17 protein-coding genes are annotated in these 21,164 nt (G+C 65.6%); 12 read left to right on the top strand and 5 right to left on the bottom strand.

Annotated features, from left to right (window positions below):
• Positions 1-12 precede the first annotated feature (12 nt).
• Both R3E77_13020 and R3E77_13015 read left to right on the top strand, forming a co-directional pair.
• The gene (locus tag R3E77_13020) at positions 13-2,859 is read left to right on the top strand and encodes a PDZ domain-containing protein (GenBank protein MEZ5500338.1); all 2,847 of its coding nucleotides are present in this window, start codon (positions 13-15) and stop codon (positions 2,857-2,859) included.
• Between the two features lie 68 nt (positions 2,860-2,927).
• Positions 2,928-3,947: an L-threonylcarbamoyladenylate synthase gene (locus R3E77_13015; GenBank protein MEZ5500337.1), complete on the top strand. Its 1,020-nt coding sequence runs from the start codon at positions 2,928-2,930 to the stop codon at positions 3,945-3,947.
• Positions 3,948-3,961: 14 nt separating this feature from the next.
• Here the strand turns inward: R3E77_13015 and R3E77_13010 are convergent, their stop codons facing one another.
• Genes R3E77_13010 through R3E77_13000 form a run of 3 tightly spaced genes read right to left on the bottom strand, consistent with a single transcriptional unit; the run spans position 3,962 to position 6,626 of the window.
• Positions 3,962-4,573, bottom strand: coding sequence for a LysE family transporter (locus R3E77_13010; protein ID MEZ5500336.1), 612 nt, complete (start codon positions 4,571-4,573; stop codon positions 3,962-3,964).
• Positions 4,573-5,277, bottom strand: a complete 705-nt coding sequence (locus R3E77_13005) for a GntR family transcriptional regulator (GenBank protein ID MEZ5500335.1) — start codon at positions 5,275-5,277, stop codon at positions 4,573-4,575. Before R3E77_13005 ends, R3E77_13010 begins: the two co-directional genes overlap by 1 nt.
• On the bottom strand, positions 5,271-6,626 hold the full coding sequence (locus R3E77_13000) for a formimidoylglutamate deiminase (protein MEZ5500334.1): 1,356 nt from the start codon (positions 6,624-6,626) through the stop codon (positions 5,271-5,273). The genes R3E77_13005 and R3E77_13000 overlap by 7 nt, the downstream gene beginning before the upstream one ends.
• A 76-nt stretch (positions 6,627-6,702) precedes the next feature.
• Between R3E77_13000 and hutI the strand changes: the two genes are divergently transcribed.
• The 5 genes from hutI to cysQ are packed head-to-tail and all read left to right on the top strand — an operon-like array spanning position 6,703 to position 12,700.
• Entirely contained in the window at positions 6,703-7,911 is a 1,209-nt protein-coding gene (hutI, locus tag R3E77_12995; protein ID MEZ5500333.1) for an imidazolonepropionase, read from the top strand.
• A complete protein-coding gene (gene hutH, locus R3E77_12990) occupies positions 7,908-9,461 on the top strand; it encodes a histidine ammonia-lyase (GenBank protein MEZ5500332.1) in 1,554 nt (517 codons plus the stop codon). The genes hutI and hutH overlap by 4 nt, the downstream gene beginning before the upstream one ends.
• On the top strand, positions 9,448-10,257 hold the full coding sequence (gene hutG, locus R3E77_12985; GenBank protein MEZ5500331.1) for an N-formylglutamate deformylase: 810 nt from the start codon (positions 9,448-9,450) through the stop codon (positions 10,255-10,257). The genes hutH and hutG overlap by 14 nt, the downstream gene beginning before the upstream one ends.
• Positions 10,254-11,924, top strand: a complete 1,671-nt coding sequence (gene hutU / locus R3E77_12980; GenBank protein MEZ5500330.1) for a urocanate hydratase — start codon at positions 10,254-10,256, stop codon at positions 11,922-11,924. The genes hutG and hutU overlap by 4 nt, the downstream gene beginning before the upstream one ends.
• Positions 11,921-12,700: a 3'(2'),5'-bisphosphate nucleotidase CysQ gene (cysQ, locus tag R3E77_12975; protein MEZ5500329.1), complete on the top strand. Its 780-nt coding sequence runs from the start codon at positions 11,921-11,923 to the stop codon at positions 12,698-12,700. Before hutU ends, cysQ begins: the two co-directional genes overlap by 4 nt.
• On the opposite strand, the gene R3E77_12970 is transcribed toward cysQ, so the two are convergent.
• Entirely contained in the window at positions 12,689-14,206 is a 1,518-nt protein-coding gene (locus R3E77_12970) for an AAA family ATPase (GenBank protein ID MEZ5500328.1), read from the bottom strand. The genes cysQ and R3E77_12970 overlap by 12 nt on opposite strands.
• An 83-nt stretch (positions 14,207-14,289) precedes the next feature.
• On the opposite strand from R3E77_12970, the gene R3E77_12965 reads away from it, so the two are divergent.
• Together R3E77_12965 and R3E77_12960 are read left to right on the top strand one after the other, a co-directional pair.
• Positions 14,290-15,588, top strand: a complete 1,299-nt coding sequence (locus tag R3E77_12965) for a type III PLP-dependent enzyme (protein ID MEZ5500327.1) — start codon at positions 14,290-14,292, stop codon at positions 15,586-15,588.
• On the top strand, positions 15,585-16,172 hold the full coding sequence (locus R3E77_12960) for an SRPBCC family protein (protein MEZ5500326.1): 588 nt from the start codon (positions 15,585-15,587) through the stop codon (positions 16,170-16,172). Before R3E77_12965 ends, R3E77_12960 begins: the two co-directional genes overlap by 4 nt.
• Here the strand turns inward: R3E77_12960 and R3E77_12955 are convergent.
• Positions 16,142-18,241 (bottom strand): thioredoxin domain-containing protein, encoded by a 2,100-nt coding sequence (locus R3E77_12955; GenBank protein ID MEZ5500325.1) that lies wholly within the window; start codon positions 18,239-18,241, stop codon positions 16,142-16,144. The two genes, R3E77_12960 and R3E77_12955, sit on opposite strands and share 31 nt — an antisense overlap.
• A gap of 82 nt (positions 18,242-18,323) precedes the next feature.
• Between R3E77_12955 and R3E77_12950 the strand changes: the two genes are divergently transcribed.
• From R3E77_12950 to thyA, 3 genes are read left to right on the top strand one after another with little or no spacing between them, the layout of a single operon-like run.
• Positions 18,324-19,541: a class I SAM-dependent rRNA methyltransferase gene (locus tag R3E77_12950; GenBank protein MEZ5500324.1), complete on the top strand. Its 1,218-nt coding sequence runs from the start codon at positions 18,324-18,326 to the stop codon at positions 19,539-19,541.
• Between the two features lie 11 nt (positions 19,542-19,552).
• Positions 19,553-20,353, top strand: a complete 801-nt coding sequence (lgt, locus tag R3E77_12945) for a prolipoprotein diacylglyceryl transferase (GenBank protein ID MEZ5500323.1) — start codon at positions 19,553-19,555, stop codon at positions 20,351-20,353.
• The gene (gene thyA, locus R3E77_12940) at positions 20,350-21,144 is read left to right on the top strand and encodes a thymidylate synthase (GenBank protein ID MEZ5500322.1); all 795 of its coding nucleotides are present in this window, start codon (positions 20,350-20,352) and stop codon (positions 21,142-21,144) included. Before lgt ends, thyA begins: the two co-directional genes overlap by 4 nt.
• Positions 21,145-21,164 lie beyond the last annotated feature (20 nt).

Genomic DNA, 21,164 nt, shown 5'->3' with positions numbered 1-21,164 from the left:
GGGATTTCATTCATGCGACAGCTACTGTCTTTTTGTCTCTGTCTGCTCATTTGCACGGGAGCCCTCGCCGCCGAAGCGCCGGCCGAAGTCCCTGGGCAGGTTCTGCAGGAGGCTGTCGCCCAGGAGAGCGCCGGCTGGGCGCGTACCCTGACGCGAATCGCACAAAGTGTCGTGTCGATCAAAGTCGATCAGACCCGCGCCTTCGACACCGAGTGGAACAGTTCTGCCCAGGCGACCGGGTTCGTCGTCGACGCGGCGCGCGGCCTGATTCTCACCAATCGGCACGTGGTTACACCCGGCCCGGTCACGGCGGAGGCGATTTTCCTCAACCGCGAGGAAGTGCAGCTGCGCGCCGTGTACCGCGACCCCGTGCATGACTTCGGCATCTACCGCTACGATCCGGCGAAACTTCGTTTCATCCATCCCGAGTCCTTGCCGTTGTACCCGGAAGGGGCGCGCATCGGCCGTGAGATCAGGGTGATCGGCAACAACGCCGGCGAGCAATTGTCGATACTCGCAGGCACACTCGCCCGGCTCGATCGCGACGCGCCGGACTATGGCATCGGCAAGTACAACGACTTCAACACCTTCTACCTGCAGGCGGCATCCGGCACCTCGGGCGGCTCCTCCGGGTCGCCGGTCGTCGACATACAGGGTCGTGTCATTGCATTGAACGCCGGTGGTGCGACCGGCGCGGCCTCGAGCTTCTACCTGCCGCTCGATCGGGTGAAAAGGGCGCTCGAACTGATCCAGGCTGGCGAGCCGGTGCCGCGGGGTACCCTGCAAGCACGCTTCGCCTACACGCCCTATGACGAATTGAAGCGGCTGGGACTCGATGGCAGGACCGAGGCCGCGGTGCGCAATGCCTTCCCGGCCGTGACCGGCATGCTGGTGGTCGCGGAAGTGCAGCCCGGTTCGCCTGCCGAGAAGGTGCTGCAGCCCGGCGACGTGCTGATCAAGGTCAACGAGCGTTACATCACGCAATTCGAACCGCTCGCGGACATCCTCGATGGCAGCGTCGGCAAGCCCGTACAGGTGCTCATCGAGCGCGGCGGCCGGGTCGTCGATGCCGCAATCACGGTGTCGGATCTGCACGGAATCACGCCGGACGAATACCTCGAAGTCGGCGATGGCATCGTACACACCCTGTCGTATCAGCAGGCGCGCCATTTCAACCTGCCGGTCGCGGGCGTCTACGTGGCCAATCCGGGCTATATCTTTGGCGCGGCCGGCGTGCCGCGCGGTGCCGTCATTCGTGCTCTCGATGGGACCCAGGTACCCGGGCTGGACGCCTTTGTCGAAGCCGTGTCCAAGCTCGGACAGGGCGAGCGTGCACTGGTGCGCTATTCGACCATCGACGATCCGGCGAGCATCCAGGTCGCATCATTGCGGATGGATTGGCGATGGTTTGCGACCCGGCGTTGCCACCGCGACGATGCGACAGGACTGTGGCCTTGCACGGATCTGGCGGCACCTGCGGACAAGGCAGGGGTTGCGAGCGGCGGCAGCACCACTTTCCCGAAATACACCGACGCCAAGCTCACGCGCATCGCCCCGTCCCTGGTCGGAGTCACCTTCGACATGCCGTATTCCATCGCCGGCATCACCGAGAAGAACTACTACGGCACGGGGGTGATCGCAGATGCTGCGCGTGGCCTCGTCGTGGTCGATCGCAATACCGTGCCGGTCTCGCTCGGCGATGCGAGACTCACGTTCGCAGGCTCGCTCGAAATACCCGCGCGCGTTGTATTCGTCCATCCGCTGCACAATCTGGCGGTGCTGCAATACGATCCGGCGCTCATCGGATCGACGCCGGTGCGTTCGGCGCGCCTTGCCACGCGGCCGCTTCGGATCGGTGATGCGGTCAACGTGGTCGGATTGAGTCGCGACGGCGAGATCAAGCAGCGCGCGACCACCGTGGCCGACATCGAATCACTCGACCTGCCGTTGTCGCGCACCATGCAGTTTCGCGACAGCAACCTCGAGGTCATCCAGCTCCTGAACGCGCCGCAGGAATTCGACGGCGTCATTGTCGATCGCGGCGGTGCGGTCGCGGGCCTGTGGTCGAGTTTCGCATATGAGGACGGCCGCGACATGCAGCAGCAGAATCGCGGCGTAGCCATCGAACTGGTCGCAGACATGCTCTCACGCGTCGAGGATGGCGGTACGATCAATTCTCTCGAAGCCGAATTCAGCGCCATTGCGCTCGCCGCGGCGCGTCGATTTGGCCTTAGCGACGAGTGGTTGGCGCGCCTCTCGAATGGCGCCGAGGCACAGCGGCGCGTGCTGATCATCACACGCCTGGTCGGCAGCTCACCGGCGCAGCAGCTCCTGCAGCAGGGCGACCTGCTGCTGTCTATCGATGACAAGGTGATCAGCAGCTACCGCGGCGTCGAGACGGCGGTTGCCGACCGGCCGAGGGTCAAGGTCACGGTCTGGCGCGACGGGGCCGAGCTTACGCTCGAAGTGCCTACGGTCGCACTGACCGGTGATGATTTCGACAAGGTCCTGCTGTGGGCCGGTGCAACGCTGCATGCGCCGCACCGGGCCATGATCGCGCAGCGCGGCACGGCGGCCGAGGGTGTCTACGTTGCCTACTTCTCGTATGGATCGCCGGCCTCGCGCTATGGACTGTATCCGGGGCGGCGCATCACCGAACTCGACGGCGTGCCGACCCCGGATCTCGATTCCTTCATCAAGCTGTTGCGCGGCCGGGCCGATCGCAGCAGCGTGCGCCTGAAAACCATCACCTGGAACAACGCCGCGGAAGTGATCACGCTGAAGCTCGACGAGCACTACTGGCCGGCCTACCTGTTGACGCGTACAAAGAGCGGCTGGCAACGGCAAGACGTCGAATAGAGCCTTTCCGTGTTGCAGATCACGAATCTTGCAACGCGCATGGGAGGCGATTGACCTAGAATTCGCGCATGGTCCGGGTTCGTGCCACGCAGCAGGAGATCGACGCCGCAGTCGCAGCATTGCGCGATGGCGAGCTGGTCGCTTTCCCCACGGAGACCGTCTACGGACTTGGCGCCAACGCCCAGAATCCGGCGGCGGTGCGCAAGCTCTTTCGCGTCAAGGGGCGACCGGCCGAACATCCGGTCATCGTCCATCTCGACAATGAGCGTTTCATGCACCGTTGGGCTGCGAGCGTGCCACGTGCGGCGCAGAAGCTGGCCGAAGCGTTCTGGCCCGGTCCGCTCACGCTCATTCTCGAGAAGCACGAAAACGTCAACACCGTGGTCACCGGCGGCCAGCAGACCATTGCACTGCGCGTCCCCGCCCATCCCATGGCGCAGCAGTTGCTCACCGCCTTTGGCGGGGGCATCGCCGCGCCGTCGGCCAATCGATACGGCCGCTTGTCGCCGACGCGTGCCGAGCACGTTCGCGAGGAGTTCGGCACGGAAGTTCCGGTCATCCTCGATGGCGGCGAATGCCAGATCGGTATCGAATCGACCATCGTTGCCTTCGATGCGCACGGCGCCCGGCTGCTGCGTCCGGGTTGGATCAGCGTCGCGCAGCTCGAGGAGGTCATCGGCCCGGTTGCCATCGGGCCGTCACTCGATGCGCCGCGTGTCCCGGGTAGCGATCGGCGCCACTACGCGCCGATGACACCGATGGTCATCGTGCCGGCCGATGACATCGATGTCGAAGCGCGCGAACGATCCGACGGTGGCAGGCGCGTTGCCGTGCTGGCGCAACGCCTGCCGTTACGAACCTATCCGTCGGTGACCTGGGTGAACGCCGGGCGTCGACTCGATGTCTATGCACACGATCTGTATGCGAATCTCCGCGCCCTTGACACGGCCGGTTGCGAACTCATTCTGGTGCAAGCCGTGCCCGAAGACGCGCAATGGCAGTCGGTGCGTGACCGGCTGATGCGCGGCGCCGAAAGGCGCTCCGACCCGGATGAGGATACCGCCGAGGGTCTTGCCGTATTGCCGTGAGCGCGCAAGGCCGCTCAGCGCCGCAAGGCGAGCAGAACGGCCGCACCGGCGAGCAAGAGCGAAGTGCCGCGGTTGAGCCATGTCAGCCGTCGCGGTTTTTGCAGCGACCGGCCGATTCGTTCGGCGCCCGCCAGGTAGAGCCATTGCACGGCAAGGTCGATCGTTAGACCGAGCACGGCGATCGTCACGACTCCCTGCAGGTGCAGTGAGTTCATGTCGAAGGCCTGAGGCAGGATGGCGCCGAAGAACGCGAGCGCCTTGGGGTTCGCGAGCGCAACGCCAAGGCCGCCGAGCCACGGCGTCAGCGCGCCCGATTGTGGCTGGGTGCCAGCCCGGCCGGGCGTAGCGCGCCACAGCCGGAGCGCGAGATAGAGCAGATAGGCAATTCCGAGCCAGCGGATCGCGGCGAATAGCGGCCCGTGTCGCGCCGCGATCGCGGCGAGTCCTGCCGCCGCAAGCCACAACCACAGCTGGTTGCCGGCAATCATCCCGAGCCCGAAGCCGATGGCCTGCCGGCGGCCGTGATGCAGGACCTGGCCGAGCAGTGCGGCCTGGCCAGGTCCCGGCACCAGGGCTGCGCCAGCGAAGAGCAGCGCGAAAGTGGCAAGTCCTGCGGCAGTGGGCATCAGAATTCGCTCTGCAACTGGTGGTTGGGTGTGTAGTACATGTCGACGCAGGTGACCGCCCGGTCGCCGAGCCAGGTCGTGCGGCGCAGCAGGAGTAGCGGCGCACTGCGCTTGCAGCCGAGTGCGCGCGCCGCCGCCGGCGGCGCCGGCACGGCTGCGATGGCCAGCTTGCCGGTACTGAGTGGTGCATTCGCAATCAGCCATTCGTTGGCGCTGATGCCCGCAAAATCGACCTCAGTTGCAGCCGGCGTCACGCGCGGATCGATCCAGCGATCTTCATAGACATAGGGGCGGCCATTTGCCAGATGCAAGGCCCGCAGGCGCAGCAGCGGAGCGCCTTGCGCGAGATCAAGTTGTCTCGCGATGATGCGATTGGCGGGCAGCGTCTGCCGGGCGAGGAGGCGGTAGCCGTAGGCCGCGCCAATGGCCGCGACCTCGTGACGCAGCAGGGGGATGTCGAGCATCGCGCGGCGCACAGGATGCAACGCCACGCGGCTGCCGGCCTTGCGCCGCCGCTCCAGTACGCCGCTGCGGGCGAGCTCGCGCAATGCGCGATTGACCGTGGTCCTTGCGCAGTGCAGCTCGCCGGCGAGTTCGGCTTCGGTCGGTATCGCCATGCCCGGCAGCCAGCGGCGCGTCTCGATGCGGCGCAGGACTTCATCGCGCACCGCCTGCCAGCCCGTCCGCGCGCGCGCATTCACCATGTGCGCAGTCGTTCGAGGCAGCGACGGTAGTCGGCGATGATTGCCGTGCGCTCGACATGCCGTCCCTGGTGCACGAGGTGTCGTCCTGCTGCCCACACCTCGCTCACACCGCCGTCCGCGAATATCCAGGTATCGAGCCACTGGTCGTCGCGCCGCGCGGCGTAGCGGTGATCATGGCTGTCGAGCGTCATGAGGTCGGCGTATTCGCCGAGGGCGATCCCGCCGCCACCGCGGCCAAGCGCACGCGCGCCGCCGCGCACCGCCTGCTCGATGAGAAACCGTCCGCTCGATCCGCCGGTCGCGGCAAGTCGGGTGCGCTCCTGATCGCGCAATCGCTGCGAATATTCGAGCATGCGCAGCTCCGCCGCCACGGAAATCTCGACATTGGAATCGCTGCCAACGCCCCACAGTCCGTTCTCGCCGGCGAACTCGCCCGCCGGGAATATGCCATCGCCGAGGTTCGCTTCGGTCACCGGGCACAGCGCCGCGACGGCACCGCTTCGAGCCAGGGCCTTCAATTCGCCGGCGAGCAGGTGGGTCGCGTGTACGATGGTCCACCTTGCATCGACGCCGCAGTGACGCAGCAACCACTCGACCGGCCTTGCGCCGAGGCAGGCGTTGACTTCCTCGACTTCGCTGCGTTGCTCGGCGGCATGGATGTGCAGGAGTTGCGCCGACGGCAGCTGGGACAGCTCGATCATCGCGGATGCTTCGACGGCCCGCAGTGAGTGTGCGGCCGCACCGACGCGAAAATCGGCCAGCGCATGCGCACACAGTGCCTGGCACGCTTCGAGCAGGCGCTGGTACTCGTGCAACGTGTTGCCGAAGCGCCGCTGCGCGCCTTCGAGGGCGCGGCCGTCGCAGCCGCCACGCTGATAGAGCACGGGCAGCAGCGTAAGTCCGATGCCGCTGCGCCGGCTCGCCGCCACCACGGCGCTGGCCATCTCGGCCACGTCGGCGTAGTTTGCGCCATTCGGGTCACGGTGCAGGTAATGGAACTCCGCGACGCTCGCGAATCCCGCTTCGAGCATCTCCATCTGTGCGAGAGCCGTGATCGCGTGAAGATCCTGCGGTGTCAGCCGCTCGACCAGCTGGTACATGCGCTGCCGCCAGCTCCAGAAGTTGTCGCCGCCGGCGGTGCCGCGCGCTTCGGCGAGTCCGGCCATGGCCCGCTGGAATGCATGGCTGTGGACATTGGCGGGCGCCGGCAGGAGCAGGTCGTGCTCGCAGGCCTCAGCGACAGGCGCCGCGCGTATCGCCGCGATGCGACCGTTCGCATCGACGTCGATCGCCACCGCGCCATGCCAGCCATCGGGCAGCAGGGCCCGTTTCGCCGTGATCGATTGCATGGGTATATAATGCGCCTCGACTATTATGTATGCACATAATAAACACAAGGCCGTCGACCCCGCAGGATCGCGTGACATGACCGGGCGTCTGCTCGTCAATGCCACGCTGGCGACCATGTGCGGACCCGGCCATGATCCCTGTGCAATGCAACGCGGGGCGGCAATTGCCTGGGCCGACGGTGTCATTGCCTGGACGGGCGCGGCTTCGGCCGTACCCGCGTCGTACTCCCACTGGCCGCGGCTGGACCTGCAAGGGCGCCTGGTGACGCCGGGTCTGATCGACTGCCACACGCATATCGTGCACGCGGGCAATCGCGCAGCCGAATTCGCGGCACGCTTGGCGGGCGCGAGCTATGAGCAAATTGCGTGCGCGGGGGGCGGGATCATGGCGACCGTGGGTGCGACGCGCAATGCCGACGAGGCGCAGCTGCTCGGCGAATCCATGCCGCGCATCGATGCCTTGCTGGCCGAAGGCGTCACTACGCTCGAGATCAAGTCGGGCTATGGGCTCGATGTTGAGACGGAACTGACGATGCTGGCCGCTGCGCGCGAAGTGGCGCGTCAGCGTCCCGTGCGCGTGCGTGCCAGTTTCCTCGGCGCGCATGCCCTTCCCGGCGAATACAGCGGCCGCGTTGGTGAGTATATCCGCGAGTGCTGCATTCCGGCCCTGCGCGCCGCGCATGAACGTGGGCTGGTCGATGCGGTCGACGCCTATTGCGAGGACATCGCGTTCACCGCCGCGGAGCTGCAGCCGCTGTACGATGTCGCGCGCGAGCTTGGATTGCCCGTCAAGCTGCATGCCGACCAGCGTAGCGACGTGGGTGCAGCGGAGTTCGCCGCTCGCAATCACGCGCTGTCGGCCGATCATCTCGAGTACGCCAGCCGGTCGGGTATTGCGGCAATGGCCGCGGCCGGTACCGTCGCCGTGCTGCTGCCCGGCGCGTACTACAGCCTGCGTGAAACGCGCAAGCCGCCGATCGCCGATTTGCGTTCCCAGGGCGTTGCGATCGCGGTTGCGACCGACTGCAATCCCGGCACATCGCCCCTTACGTCGCTTCTGCTGGCCGCCAACATGGCCTGCGTGTTGTTCGAGCTGACGCCTGCCGAGGCGCTCGCGGCAATCACCTGCCATGCCGCGCGTGCGCTTGGTCTTGCCGATACAGGCCGGCTTGCGGTTGGCCTGCGGGCCGATCTCGCCATCTGGGACGCGAGCGATCCGGCCGAACTCATTTGTCGCCTGGGCGGTGCGCGACCTGTCGAGCGCATATTTGGAGGTGAATCATGACCTTGCTTCTGCGTCCAGGCCATGCGCGACTCGCCGATCTCGAAGAGGTCTATCGCAGCGCGAAATCCGTGCGTATCGACCCGGCGGCGCGAGCGGCTGTCGATGCCGGTGCCGCGCGGCTCACCGCGTACGCAGCGGGCGAACGCGCCGTATATGGCATCAACACGGGATTCGGCCGGCTCGCGAGCGTGCGCATCGCCGCGGGCGATGCCACGCGCCTGCAGCGCAACCTGATTCTCTCTCACTGCAGCGGGATCGGCCCGCCACTTGGACCCGCCGTCGTCAGGCTGACCATGACGCTCAAGCTCCTGTCGCTCGCGCGCGGCGCGTCCGGCGTGCGTTATGCACTCATCGAGCTGCTCGAACAGATGCTCGCGCGCGATGTGCTGCCGTTGATCCCTGTGCAGGGTTCGGTGGGCGCATCAGGCGATCTTGCGCCGCTTGCCCACCTCGGCGCCGTACTGATAGGCGAGGGCGAGGCGTATTTTCAGGGCAAACGGATGCCGGGCGCCGCGGCACTCGCTGCTGCCGGCCTCGCGGCCATCGAGCTGGGTCCGAAAGAGGGCCTGGCGCTGATCAACGGCACGCAATTCTCCACCGCGCTTGCGCTGGCGGGGCTATTCGATGCCTGGCGCTGCGCGCAGGCGGCGGTCGTCACGGGTGCGCTCAGCACGGATGCGGCCATGGCTTCGACCGAACCCTTGCTCGAGGAAATCCACGAGCTGCGCGGTCACCGCGGCCAGCTCGAGGTGGCCGCGGCAATGCGGGCGCTGCTCGATGGCTCACCGCTACGCGAGTCGCACAGGAGCGATGACAATCGCGTCCAGGATCCCTATTGCATTCGCTGCCAGCCGCAGGTGACTGGCGCCTGCGTCGACCTGTTGCGCCAGGCCGCCGCGACCTTGCGTATCGAAGCCAATGCGGTTACCGACAACCCGTTGTTGCTCGAGCGCGCGCAGCAGATCGTTTCCGGCGGGAATTTTCATGCCGAACCGGTCGCCTTCGCCGCCGACCAGACTGCGCTCGCGATTGCCGAGATCGGCTCGATCTCCCAGCGACGCATCGCATTGCTGGTCGACCCCACGCTCAGCTTCGATCTGCCCCCCTTCCTGACACCCAACCCGGGCCTGAATTCCGGCTTCATGGTGGCGGAGATCGCCGCAGCTGCGCTGATGAGCGAGAACAAGCATCTCGCGAACCCCTGTTCGACCGATTCCACGCCCACCAGCGCCAACCAGGAAGATCACGTGTCCATGGCGGCCCATGGCGCACGCCGCCTGGGTCCCATGAACGAAAACCTTGCGCAGATACTCGGCATCGAGTTGCTCTGCGCCGCACAGGGCGTGCATCTGCGTGCGCCCTTGACGACGAGCGATCAGCTCGCAGCGGTCATTGCCTGCCTGAGGCGCGAAGTCGCACCGCTCCGCGAGGATCGTATCCTTGCTGCCGACCTGTCGCGAGCGGCGGCGCTGGTGCGCGCGGCCGAGGTGGTCAGGGCGACCGGGCGGGCGCAACTGCTCGCGCCCCTCGATGCAAATGTCGGCGGTTGAAGTCACCCCGGGCGACGGCCCGGTGCTGCTCGCGATGCCGCATAGCGGTGTCGAGGTGCCATCGGCACTCTGGGAGCGATTGAACGAGCGCGGGCGGGCGCTCGCCGATACCGACTGGCATGTCGATCGCCTTTATCTGCCGTTGCTGCCCGGTGCGACCCGCGTGCGTGCGAGATTCCACCGCTACGTCATCGACGCCAATCGCAGTCCCGACGGAGCGAGCCTGTATCCCGGGCAGAACAGTACCGCTTTGTGCCCGCTGACCGATTTCGCCGGCGAGCCGATCTACCGCGAGGGCACTGAGCCGGACGCCGCGGATATCGCGGCCCGGTTGCGGGAATTCCATTCCTGCTATCACGAAGCGCTGCAGCGTGAGATCACGCGAATCAAGGAGCGCTTTGGCTGCGTCGTTCTCTACGACTGCCACAGTATCCGTTCCGTCCTGCCTTTCCTGTTCGATGGCGAACTCGCGATCTTCAATATCGGCAGCAATGGCGGCCGCAGCTGTGCGCCGGATGTCGTGGCGGGGATGGCCGACATCTGCCGGACCGCGACTGGCTACAGCCATGTCGTCGACGGCCGGTTTCGCGGCGGCTGGACCACCCGCCATTACGGGCAGCCGGCTGCCGGCGTGCACGCCGTGCAGATGGAACTGGCGCAGCGCTGCTATATGGACGCAACGCCACCCTGGCGCTGGCGCGAGGAGCGCGCATCGGCCGTGCAGCGCGTGCTCGGGGAGATATTGCTTGCGCTCGATGAACTCGCGCGCGGCGGCCGACTGGAGATGAGGACATGAGCGCATTTCACCGACAACAACGCAGCATCCGCGCCCCGACCGGCACGAAACTGACCGCGAAATCGTGGCTGACCGAGGCGCCGCTGCGCATGTTGATGAACAATCTGCATCCCGACGTCGCCGAAAATCCCGCCGAGCTCGTCGTCTACGGCGGTATCGGACGCGCGGCGCGCAGCTGGGATGACTATGACCGGATCGTCGCAGCCCTGACCCGGCTTGAACACGACGAGACGCTGCTGGTGCAGTCGGGGAGGGCGGTCGGTGTGTTTCGCACGCACGATGACGCTCCGCGCGTGCTCATCGCCAACTCCAACCTGGTGCCGCACTGGGCGACCTGGGAGCATTTCAACGAACTCGACCGCAAGGGCCTGATGATGTACGGGCAGATGACCGCGGGCTCGTGGATCTACATCGGCACGCAGGGCATCGTGCAGGGAACCTACGAAACTTTCGCCGAAGCTGCTCGCCAACATTATGGCGGCAACATGCGCGGCCGCTGGATCCTCACCGCGGGTCTCGGCGGCATGGGCGGCGCACAACCGCTGGCGGCGGTGATGGCCGGTGCCTGTTGTCTTGCCATCGAGTGCGACCCTGAACGGATCGCCTTTCGCCTGCGCACGCGCTACCTCGACGAGTCGACCGAATCCCTCGACGATGCGTTGGCGCGCATCGAGTACTGGTGCGAGCGCGGCGAGACGCGCTCGATTGCCCTCCTTGGCAATGCCGCGGACATCTTTCCCGCGCTGCTCGCTCGCGGCGCCAAGCCTTCGCTCGTGACCGACCAGACCTCGGCGCATGATCCCGTCAATGGCTACCTGCCGCTCGGCTGGACCCTTGCCGAGTGGCGCGAGCGACGGACCCGCTCGCCGCAGGAGGTCGCCAAGGCGGCGCGTGCTTCGATGCGGGTGCAGGTTACGGCCATGCTCGGATTCCATCGCCGCGGCGTGCCGACCGTCGATTACGGCAACAACATCCGGCAGATGGCGAGCGACGAAGGCCTTGCCAATGCCTTCGACTTCCCCGGCTTCGTGCCAGCCTACATCAGGCCGCTTTTCTGCCGCGGCGTCGGGCCGTTTCGCTGGTGCGCGTTGTCGGGCGATCCGGCCGATATCGAGCGCACCGACGCCTGTGTCAAGGAGTTGCTGCCGGATCACCGCGAATTGCATCGCTGGCTCGACATGGCGCGCGAGCGCATTGCGTTTCAGGGTCTGCCGGCTCGTATCTGCTGGGTCGGGCTCGGCGAGCGGCATAGGCTCGGTCTCGCATTCAACCGGCTGGTGCGTAGCGGAGAGCTGCGCGCGCCCATCGTCATCGGGCGCGATCACCTCGATTCGGGCTCGGTGGCCTCACCGAACCGCGAGACCGAGGCCATGCGCGATGGATCCGACGCGGTATCGGACTGGCCGTTGCTGAATGCCTTGCTCAACTGCGCATCCGGCGCAACCTGGGTGTCGATCCACCACGGCGGCGGCGTCGGCATGGGTTATTCGCAACACGCCGGCATGGTCATCTGCTGCGACGGCAGCGACGCGGCGGCGCGGCGCATCGAACGCGTGCTGTGGAATGACCCGGCGAGCGGCGTGATGCGTCATGCCGATGCGGGTTATCCGCTTGCGTTAGACTGCGCACGCGAGCACGGCCTCGACCTTCCGGGAATCGCGCATTGATCGAACAAATCGTCGAACTCGTTGACCGTGCCGGTGCGGCGATCATGGAGGTCTATGCAAGCGGTGACCTGCGCGTCGCTGAAAAAGCCGACAGCTCGCCGCTCACCGAGGCGGACCTGCGGTCGCACCGCCTGATCACTGCGGGACTCGAACGGCTGGAGCCCCGCTACCCGGTACTGTCGGAGGAATCGGCGGCGGTCCCTTATGCCGAGCGGCGCCGGTGGCAGCGCTACTGGCTGGTCGATCCCCTCGATGGCACGCGCGATTTTCTCTCACGCAACGGTGAATTCACCGTCAACGTTGCGCTGGTGGAAAATCATCGCGCCATCCTCGGAGTCGTCGGTGTACCGGCGCAGGGACTCATCTATCATGGCGAGCTGGGCCATGGTGCTTTTCGGCGCGAGCGGATGCAGCCCGCTCGGCCGATCGTCGTCAGCCGCTGTGCCGACCCGGTGCGTATCGTCGGCAGTCGATCCCACCGCGGCAGTTCGCTGGATGCCTTCCTCGCGAGGGTCCCGGCCCATGAGCTACTGGCGGTCGGCAGTGCGCTCAAGTTCTGCCTGGTCGCCGAAGGCAGGGCCGACGTTTATCCGCGCCTGGGCCCAACCTGCGAGTGGGATACCGCTGCGGCGCAGGCCGTGCTGGAGTCTGCCGGCGGCAAGGTCGTGACCCTGGACGGAGCAGACCTTGGCTACAACAGCAAGGAAGAGCTCCTCAACCCGCATTTCGTTGCCTTCGGTGACAGCGCGCGGGACTGGCTCGCTCTAGTCGGCTGAGACGGTCCGATCCCGTGCCCAGTTGCGTAGGGCCGCGACCTTTTCGGCCATTACGACGGCCAGCGGTCGTGTCGCAACCAGTTCGCGGGCAATCAGCTGCGCGCTGACCGTCGATCCGCTGGCATGGGCGGCATAGCGCGCAGCCACCACGGCTTGTTCGATTTCCGCGCCGGAGAAATGCTCGCAGTGACGCGCAAGGGCGGCCAGTTGGTTTGGCGCCAGTTCGATGCCGCGCTTGCCGGTGTGGATGCGCAGGATGTCCTGGCGCGCATCGGCGCCCGGCAGGTCGACGAAAAAGATTTCATCGAACCGTCCCTTGCGCAGGAGCTCGGCCGGCAGCGCCGCAATGTCATTCGCCGTGGCGACGACGAAAACGCGGCTCTGGTTCTCTGCGAGCCAGGTGAGCAGGCTGCCGAGCACGCGGCGCGAAGTGCCGCCCTCGCCATCGCCGGTGGCGATCGCTTTTTCGATTTCGTCGATCCACAACACGCAGGGCGCAAGCGCCGTTGCCGAGCTCAGCGACTCGCGCAGGTTGCGCTCGGATTCACCATGCCACTTGTTGTATAGCGCGGCGAAATCGAAACGCAGCAGCGGCACGCCGAAGACGCCCGCCGCCGCCTTGGCTGCCAGGCTCTTGCCGCAGCCCTGTACGCCGAGCAGCAGTACCCCCTTCGGAGGTTCGAGATCGGCGGCACTGCCATCGAATGCGGGCTTTCTCGCCTGCAGCCACTGTCGCAGGCGATGCAGTCCGCCGATGTCGGCGAAGCGCGCCGTGTCGGGCTCGTAGGTCAGCGTGCCGTTGCGGTTCAGCAGCTCGAATTTGGCGGCCATGATGCGCGGCAGGTCCGCAGAAGTGATCGCCCCATCGTGCGCAAGCGCCTGACGAACCAGGCGCTCGCAGTCGCTGGCGGACAGTCCGGCGAGGTTCTCGAGCAGGCGCGATTCGGCCTCCTTGTCGACAGGCGGCGCGATGCCATTGTGGCTGGCGGCGAAATCGGCAATGGCGCGCGTTACGATCATGCGCCGCTCGTTGAGCGTCGGCATGTTCAAGGTCAGGCGCGCCGCGAAATGGTCGAGCTCGCCGGGCAGCTCCAGGTGATGGCTGATGAGCACGACGGTGCGGGCGACGTCCCCATAGCCCTGCGCCACGTCCTTCAGCATGCGCACGTTGACCGGGTCGGCAAGGTAGGGGTGAAAGTCGAGCAGCACATAGATGCCGGCAGCGGGTGTCGCCTTCAGGTGGCGCAGGAACTGCGTCGGGTCGGCGACCGTTCGCAATGGCCCGCCCAGGTCGCGATCGATGCGTTGCAGGCCTTCGGTCACAGTCCATTGAAATACGCCCCAGTCGCGCTTGCGGCGTGCATTGAGGCTCGCGCGCCGCAGGAGCTCGAGCGCACGCTGCTCTTCGCGGGTCTCGAGGATGATCAGGGCATGGTTCGACAGCAGCAACGCTGTCAGTTCCGCCAGTGGATCCTGCAGATTGGCGGAACGATTGGGCTCGCTCATGGTCCAAAGAGTAGCAAATCCCCGAACGGCCCTTGCGCGCCGCCCGCCAATTTCGTGAAACTGTGCGATTCGGCGCGGTCCTGGTGACCGCCAAATGTTCCAAGGCTGGCAGCGCGTTGAGTCATACCAAGAGCAAGACCCGGTCGGTTGCGAAATCCGTCAAGCCTGCAGTGGCGGGCGACCCCTTTCGGCCCGCCGCGGTACGGCGCCTGGTTGCCAATTTCGGTTCGCCGCTGCTGATACTCGACTGCGATCGATTGCGCCGTCAGTACCGCCAGCTGCAAAGGGCACTGCCGGGGGTCGACCTGCACTACGCCCTGAAGCCCATGCCGCACCCCTCGGTGGTGCGCACCGTGCTCGAAATGGGCGGCTGGCTCGATCTTGCAACCAGTGGCGAGGTCGATCTCGTGCGTCGCATGCGCGTCGATCCGGGCCGTTGCATCCATACGCATCCGATCAAGCGCGAAGCCGACATCCGCGCTGCGCTGGATTATGGCGTGCGGACCTTCGTTGCCGACAATCCGGACGAGATCCGCAAGTTCCGGCCTTTCGCCAGTCGCGCCGGGTTGTTGCTGCGCGTTTCCTTCCGCAGCCCGGGCGCGGTCTGTGACCTGTCGCGGAAATTCGGCTGCGATCCCGAAGACGCCATCGAACTGTGCCGACTGGCGCGCAGGCTCGGGATCGAGGTGACCGGGTTTTCCTTTCACGTCGGCTCGCAATCAGCCGATGCCCTGAAGCACGTCGAGGCGATCGAGGTCTGCACGCAGCTTCTTGCCACGGCGCGCCAGATGCGCCTTGCAACACCGACGACGCTCGACATCGGTGGCGGGTTCCCCATCGACTACGCGCAGCGAGCGCCGGACATACAGTTCTTCTGCGCGCCCATTCGCAAGGCACTGCGCGAGGTGCCGCGCAATGTGCGGGTCATAGCCGAACCGGGTCGCTATATCGTGGGTCCCGCGGCGCTCGGTGTCGCAAGCGTGATGGGCCGGGCGCGCCGCGAGGGGCTATGGTGGTATTACCTCGACGATGGCCTGTACGGCTCCTACAGTGGACAGCTCTACGATCACGCCCGCTATCCCGTGGAGGCACTGGGTGGCAGCGCGCGCAAATACCCGTCCGTGCTTGCGGGTCCTACCTGTGACAGTATCGACGTGGTCGCCGAGAACATCATGTTGCCGCAATTGCAGGCTGGCGATCTGATCATGGGCCGCGCGATGGGCGCCTACACGGCCGCGAGCGCGACGGATTTCAACTTCTTCCCGCGCGCCCGCATCATTACCGTCAATGCCTGGCCCGGAGATACCGGGCACCAGGCGGTCGTCGAGTCCACGCGGCGCCGTCCCAGGCGCCCTCAAACCCAGCGTCGAGGCAGCCGATGAAAATCATCATCAATGTGATCGCGGCGTTGCTCGTCATCGCGCTACTCGTTGCCATTACCTTCGACAAGGTCGAGTTCAAGAACAGCATCACGATCGACCGTCCTGCGCCGCAGGCCTGGCTGGTGCTCATGGACGAACATCAGGCCGCGCGCTGGCTGGAGGGGTTGCAACGTGTCGAGACGGTATTTGGCCAGACCCGCGGCGTCGACAGCAAACGCCGGTTTGTCTATGACGACTATGCGAGCGAGGAGACGGCGCTCGAGGTCGTGCCGCCACGCCTCTATGTCGCGCAGTCGCTATCGCCGCGTGCGCGCATGCTGAGTGAATTCGCCATCGAAGACATGGGCGAGCAATGCCAGTTGAGCTGGCACAGCATCATGCAGCCGCGCGGCTGGCGACGCGTATTCATACCGCTCCTGAAGCGGGGCATCGCGAAGCAGCGGCAGCGTGATCTCGAGGCGCTCAAGCGCTTGGTGGAAACCGAACCGGTACGCCAGTTTGCGGTCGCACCGACCGACGAGGAACTGGGCCTGCCGCCGGGCTCGACCGACCTTCAGCCGCAAGCGGCGGCCGCGCCGCCGTAGCCGAGCGCCGCGACGAGATCCTCGAGGCTTGCAAGTGCCGCGCCGCAGGTCAAGCCGCGGCACACATAAGCCCGCACTTCACCCGGAACGCCCGCTTTGCCTGCCAGGGCGGCCGGCAAGCCCGCGCAGTCCTCGGCGATGGGGAACACGAGTCGGCCGGCATCGTAGAGCGCGTCGAGCTCGTTGCACCACTCGGCGAGCGCCGTGCGCGGACCGCGCAATATCACCAGTGCCGGCGGGTGCAGAAATTCATCGAGCGCAAGCAACATGCCGCTGTGTGCGGCGGGATGGCGGAGGCTGGCCGCCCTTGCGGCACGCAGGCTCTTCTCGGCTGCAGCAAGATAGCGCGGCTCTGCGAATAACCAGCCGCAGCGCTGCAGGACGCGAGTGGCGCAGGCGCTGCCACCGATGCTCGCATCGTCGGCAAAACTGCGACTGCGCAGCAGCAGCGACTCATGGTCCCGGCTCGTGAAGAAGAATCCGCCCGCCTGCTCATCGGCGAATTGAGCCAGCAGGGTCTCGATGAGTTGTAGCAACGCGGCGCCGAGCTCGGGCTGCCAGCCGAGCTGCAGCAGTTCCACGAGCGCATCCGCCAGCAGCGCGTAGTCGTCGAGGTAGCCATTCAACTTGGCCGTGCCATCGTCGAGCGCCGTCGCAAGCAGGCGGGCATCGCGATACAGGTGTCGCAGCAGGAATGCGCTCGCCGATCGCGCGGCATCAGCGAGGTCGTCGCGCCGCAGACTGCGGGCGGCGATCACCAGGCCGCGTATCGCGAGGGCATTCCACGAGGTCAGTATTTTCTCGTCGCGCGAAGGGCGCACTCGCTCGTCACGAACAGCGAGAAGTCTGGCCCGCGCCGAATCGATGCGCGCCCTGACATCGGCAACGGGCAGATTGGCCTGCGCGGCGAGTGCCTCGAAGTCGCACTTGACGGCTAGATGCCAGGCCGATTCGAAATTGGGTTCGCCGTCGAGACCGAAGCGGGCGGCAAACAGGTCTTGATCCGGCGCGGTCAATTGCTGCGCGATCTCATCGCGCTGCCAGACGTAGAAGCGCCCCTCTTCGCCTTCCGAATCGGCATCCAGGCTCGAATAGAAGGCACCGCCTGGCGCCTGCATCTCCCGCAGCAACCAGTCACCGACCTCATTGGCAGTCTTGCGGTAACGTTCCTCGCCGGTCGCCAGTGCCGCTTCGGCGTAGCTCGCGATGAGTCCGGCATTGTCGTAGAGCATTTTCTCGAAATGCGGGATCTGCCAGGACGCATCGACGCTGTAACGGCAGAAGCCACCGCCGAGGTGATCGAACAGCCCGCCGTCTGCCATGCGCTGTAGCGTCAGGCTGTGCATCGCCAGGGCCTCAAGGTCCGGTTGCTCGCTACGGGCACTGCGCCACCATTGCCGCAACAGCAGATCGATGCTGCTCACATGGGGAAACTTGGGTGCACCACCGAAGCCGCCGTGGCGCGCGTCGAATTGCGCCGCGATCTCGCTGCGCCAGGCCTTGATGGGCTCGGCGTCCAGCGGGCCCTGCTCGCCGGCCTCCGCGGCCATGATTTCGGTCAGCGCCGAGAGGAGCGCGCGATTCTGTTCGCGCAATTCGCTTTGACGCTCTCGGTAATACGCAGCGACGCGCTCCAGCAGATCGCGGAACGCCGGCAGTCCAAAGCGCGCCTGCGGCGGAAAATATGTGCCGCCGAAAAATGGTCGTTGATCGTCATGAGCAAGGAACATCGTCAATGGCCAGCCGCCGCCGCGGCGTGTGAGCAGCTGGTGCGCAAGCTGGTAGATCCTGTCGAGGTCCGGCCGCTCCTCGCGGTCGACCTTGATATTGACGAATAGTTCATTCATCACGGCGGCTGTCGCCGGATCCTCGAACGACTCGTGCGCCATGACGTGGCACCAATGACAGGCTGCATATCCTATCGACAGCAAAATGGGCTTGCCGCTGGCGCGCGCGATTTCAAGCGCCGCATCGTCCCAGGGCTGCCAATGCACGGGATTATCGGCATGCTGGCGCAGGTAGGGGCTGGTCTCGCTCGTGAGACGGTTGCCTGACGTCTGATTGCTCAGGGCTGCTCCGGTGAATGGACTAAAATGTGCGTGTCACTATAACAACGCGACGACGCTGTCGCGACCGGGTCGCATCGCCCCCATGAATATTCCGAGCCCAACAGGCCTGCTTGCAGAACTTCGGCTCCTGCCTCGTGAGGAGCGGCGACTGCGAGCGGGCCACGTCTGGGTATTCGCCAACGAAGTGGACAACCGCCACAGCCCATTGAAATCCTTCGCACCTGGATCGCAGGCGCGCCTGCTGAGCGCCCGCGGTGAGCTGCTGGGTTTCGTCTATGTCAATCCACATAGCCTGATCTGCGCGCGCCTCGTCGCGGACCCTTCCGAAGGGCCGCTCGGCGAGGAGCTGATCGCCCTGCGTCTCGAGCGCGCGCTCGAGTGCCGCCAGCAGCTCTACAGCGATCCCTGGTATCGGGTGGTGTTCGGCGAGGCGGATCGACTGCCGGGCCTGATTCTTGATCGCTACGGCGATGTCCTGGTTGGCCAGATCGCAACTTGCGGCATGGAGGCGTTGCGCCCGGCGCTCGAGCGGGCAGTGGATCGCGTGCTGAAACCCGCCGCATTGCTGTGGAAGAACGACAGTTCGGCGCGTGATCTCGAAGGCCTTGCACACGAGCAGCGCTGGGTCGGCGCCGCGCCCGCCATGCTCGAGGTGCGCGAAGGCCCGTTGCGATTTCAGTTGCCGTTCACCGGGCTGCAAAAGACCGGCTGGTTCTACGATCAGCGCGACAATCGACAACGCCTGCGACGCCATGTCGTACGCGGTGCCCGTGTCCTCGATGTGTTCTCGTATGCCGGTGCCTGGGCGAGCACCGCTCTGGCCGCCGGGGCAGGTAGCGCACTGGCTGTCGACTCCTCCGCCGGCGCGCTTGCCAATGCCGTCGCCTGTGCGCGCGACAATGGCTTCGAGCTCGAAACCCTGCAGAGCGATGCTTTCGATGCGCTCGAGCAGCTGCACGCTCGCGGCGAGCGATTCGACATCGTGATCATCGATCCGCCGGCTCTGGCCAAGCGGCGTCGCGATCTGGCGCGTGCCCGGGCCGCTTATCGCAAGCTCAATCAACTGGCGATGCGGTGCCTGCACGATCAGGGCTTGTTGGTGTCGGCGTCCTGTTCATATCACCTCGCCGAGGCCGACCTGCTCGCCGAGATCGCCCATGCGGCACGCCAAAGCGGCGTATTCGCGCAGGTGCTGGAAGTGGGCGGTCAGTCGGCCGATCATCCCTTCCTGCCCGCCGTTGCGGAGACCCGCTACCTCAAGGTGTTTTTTTGCCGCATCGCGCGCCTGCCAAACCGCTAAAATTGGCCACCATGCTGACGTTTCCGAATGTCGATCCGGTCGCCATCTCGCTCGGGCCTGTCAAGATTCGCTGGTACGGCATCATGTACCTCATCGGATTTGCCGCGGCCTGGTGGCTTGCCCGCCGCCGCGCCCGGCAGCGGGGCTCCACCTGGAGCGCGGTCGATGTCGATGACCTCATATTCTTCGCCATGCTCGGGGTGATCCTGGGCGGCCGCCTCGGCTATGTGCTTTTCTACGGCCTCGGTTACTGGCGTGACGACTGGCTCTATCCGCTGAAGATCATGGACGGCGGCATGTCCTTTCACGGCGGCCTGATCGGTGTGCTGATCGCCCTCGCGCTGTTCGCGCGCCGGCGTGGGCGCGCGATCGCCGACGTTTTCGACTTCACGGCACCGCTCCCCGGGATCGGCCTGCTGGCCGGGCGCCTTGGCAATTTCATCAATGGCGAACTGTGGGGCAAGCCCGGCGAGGTCCCCTGGGCCTTTGTCGTGGACGGTCAGGCACGCCACCCGACCCAGCTCTACGAGGCGTTGGGCGAGGGTGTCATCTTGTTTGCCATCCTGTGGTGGTTCACCGCGAGGCGGCGACCCCAGCTCGCGCCGTCTGGTCTGTTCCTCGTTCTCTATAGCCTCGCGCGCATGACTGTCGAATTCTGGCGCCTGCCCGATGCGCATATCGGTTACCTCGCGGGCGGCTGGTTGACCATGGGGCAGCTATTGTCGCTGCCGATGTTCCTCGCCGGTTGTGCGCTGCTCGTTGTCGCCTACCGTCGCAGTCGACCCAGCGGCAATTTCGCGACCGCATCATGAAAGCCTACCTCGAGTTCATGCGCCATGTGCGAAGCACGGGCGCACACAAGGGCGATCGCACCGGCACTGGCACCTTGTCGGTTTTCGGCTATCAAATGCGCTTTGACCTCGGACGCGGATTTCCGCTGGTCACGACCAAGCGGGTGCACCTGAAATCGATCGTCCACGAACTGCTATGGTTCCTGCGCGGCGATACCAATGTCGCTTATCTTCGCGAACACGGTGTCAGTATCTGGGATGAGTGGGCCGACGCGAACGGCGAATTGGGCCCAGTCTACGGACACCAATGGCGCAGTTGGCCCGCCGCGGATGGGCGGCAGATCGATCAGATCAGTGCAGTCGTCGCGCAGTTGCGCAGCAATCCGGATTCGCGACGCATCATCGTCAGCGCCTGGAACGTCGGCGAGCTGGAGCGCATGGCGCTGATGCCCTGTCACGCTTTCTTTCAGTTCTATGTCGCCGGCGGGCGCCTGTCCTGCCAGCTGTATCAGCGCAGCGCCGATATCTTTCTCGGCGTGCCGTTCAACATTGCATCCTACGCGTTGCTTACGCACATGCTCGCCGAGCAATGCGATCTCGAGCCGGGCGAGTTCATCTGGACCGGTGGCGACTGTCACCTCTACCAGAACCATCTTGCCCAGGCCGACCTGCAATTGGCGCGCGAGCCGTTGCCGGCGCCGCACCTGCGTATCCGGCGGCGGCCACCCAGTATCTTCGAGTATCGTTTTGACGACTTCGAATTCGAGAATTATCAATACCATCCGGCAATCAAGGCCGCGGTGGCCGTTTAACCAGCATAGGCAACACTCAA

The organism is Steroidobacteraceae bacterium (assembly GCA_041395505.1).
In the GTDB taxonomy this organism is placed as follows: Bacteria; Pseudomonadota; Gammaproteobacteria; order Steroidobacterales; family Steroidobacteraceae; genus JAWLAG01.
This window is presented reverse-complemented; position numbering and strand designations above follow the sequence as displayed.